Origin of the sequence: Psychromonas sp. (assembly GCF_041586535.1) — a bacterium.
Classification (GTDB): domain Bacteria; phylum Pseudomonadota; class Gammaproteobacteria; order Enterobacterales; family Psychromonadaceae; genus Psychromonas.
The window spans coordinates 1-2,140 of sequence record NZ_JBFGZY010000236.1 but is presented as its reverse complement, the minus strand read 5'-3'; the positions used below and the strand labels follow the sequence as shown (position 1 = coordinate 2,140).

2 protein-coding genes are annotated in these 2,140 nt (G+C 40.9%); one reads left to right on the top strand and one right to left on the bottom strand.

Annotated features, from left to right (window positions below):
* Positions 1 to 582: 582 nt before the first annotated feature.
* Positions 583 to 1,008: a paraquat-inducible protein A gene (locus tag ABZA00_RS16925; protein ID WP_372883319.1), complete on the top strand. Its 426-nt coding sequence runs from the start codon at positions 583 to 585 to the stop codon at positions 1,006 to 1,008.
* Between the two features lie 375 nt (positions 1,009 to 1,383).
* Here the strand turns inward: ABZA00_RS16925 and ABZA00_RS16920 are convergent, their stop codons facing one another.
* Entirely contained in the window at positions 1,384 to 1,857 is a 474-nt protein-coding gene (locus ABZA00_RS16920; protein WP_372883318.1) for a hypothetical protein, read from the bottom strand.
* Between the last annotated feature and the right edge of the window lie 283 nt (positions 1,858 to 2,140).

The window sequence follows — 2,140 nt, the reverse complement described above, 5'->3', positions numbered from 1 at the left end:
TGCCCTACGGGTTCATCTAAAAGCGTCCTGCGCTGCGTTGCTCGTCGTTTACATAGAATAACTATGCTTCGCTCCTCGCGCCTTGCTCAGAACGCTTTTAGATTGAACAAAATTTGTACTCGAAAGGTCAACAGACCCTAACGCAATCAGCTGGAAAAGTGACCATATTGATCTTCAATATGAGTACGAGGTTGCCGAAAAGAAGTATTTTTCAAAACGCGCAACTTTTTCGGACATGGTTAATAAGCCTATTTCATCTCTAAACAAACTATTAAATGAATATGCCTCTAATGAGTGCATCGTTGTTTACTATAACCCACTAAAGCACCAAGATAGTGTTTTATTCCCAGGTGCAAGTATTTGGAACTTCACTCCAATGATCACCGGTTTAATATTTATAGTTACCGGTGTGTTTCTTTTAACTCAACAATAGTTAACAAGATGCTCAAGCAAGACACCTTAATCGGCGCGGCTTAACTAGACGTTATCCGGAAAACATGGAAGCATAATATGTTACGAGATTTTTTCTACAGAGTTAATCGCGGGTTAGATAATACGAAAACATTACGGTGGCTATTAACATTGGCAGCCCTGTTATTTTTGCTCGGTTTGTTTCTTCCCATGATTACAATTTCTAAGTTTGTAGTGATAAAAAACTCACTCTCAGTGATCTCTGGTTTAAGTGAACTTATCAGTAGCGGTCAAATTCTCATTTTTCTTATAGTGGGAACTTTTAGTGTTGTGCTTCCCATTTTGAAAATTGGATTTCTCTTCCTGTTATTGAAGTCAGATATATCGGCTACCAAGCAACACAAAAGGCTGCTTTATCTGATACACGAGTATGGGAGATGGACTATGTTGGATGTAATGGTTGTTGCCATACTTATTGTCACTGTCAAGCTGGGCGTCATTGCAACTATCAAAGTACACTTTGGCCTTTATTTATTTGGCATTGCAGTTCTATTACTGATGTTTATTACCAGCAGAGTTTCGCGGCTGACAAATTAAAACAGTGGGCGCAAAAAAATGCTCCGCCAATGCGTTAGTGCATCAGCGAAGCTTGATACAGTAACATTCAGACCCGACACTAACCATATAGGATTGTTGCTCGAATGGCCTTTATTTGATCGGTTTGCGGTAAAAAATGCAGTATATGGCAGGCGTCGCCAGAATAACCATAATTGGTTTTTCAGTTACTTGAAATCACTCAATATCTCGCCTACCAGCTAAATCTGCAACATCCGGATGCGCAGAGCGAGTGGCAGGCTCCGGCACATCTGGCTTTGCGGAAAGAAATTGGTTTTGTACAGGACCTGATAGATTTGAATACGGGTCGTGTGCAAACGACTCATGGCGACTAAATAGATAATATTTCTGAGTCGACTAATTGTTCATTTTGGAAACACGTTTTATTCCATCACTTCGATTGGTAATAACATAAACGCGTTCGCCGGGGGTAAAAACCACATCAGCTTCCTGGACGATGGCAAAACTATCACCTGTATCAAGTTTGACGATAATTTTAGAGGCTTTTCTATCAGATAGGCCCTGCTCAGCATAGTGACCTAGTATACCTCCGATTAAAACGCCAGCTGCCATGGCCAAGTTCTGACCCGTACCACCGCCAACGCCTCGACCACCAATACCACCTAAAATAGCACCACTAGCAGTGCCAACAATCATGCCGTCTTTTCTTAAAATAGCATCTTCAACGCTGATCACTGTCGCCGCTTCAACTGACGCAGCCTGTAGTGCTTCACTTTCTGTGTAGATCCTGGAAGATTTCGATTTGGCACAGCCACCACTAAAAACCAACAGAGTAATTAATATAACAGAGAAATATTTAGAAATTTTCATAATAGCACTCCTTCTGTGATTGTATTCTCAGTATATACCCGTGGTCTTTCGAGTTACAAGGTGGTGGAGACTGCGTTGACACATATCTTCTGGCTAGAGCACCATATAGCTTAGAATCATAGGTGAGCAATCTCAGCTTGTAATTCCGATGGGTGTAGTTCTTTTGAATCGACGCTTTTCAATAAATTCGTTATCCATAGATTCTTTGGCTCGACTGCATTTTGTGGAAAAGCCAATAATCATCAAAATCCCCACTTGATTTGAGTGATCGTAATTTCAGTAT

Excerpts from the sequence above, each read along its gene's own strand:
- ABZA00_RS16920 (WP_372883318.1), bottom strand. The coding sequence starts at position 1,857 with ATGAAAATTTCTAAATATTTCTCTGTTATATTAATTACTCTGTTGGTT.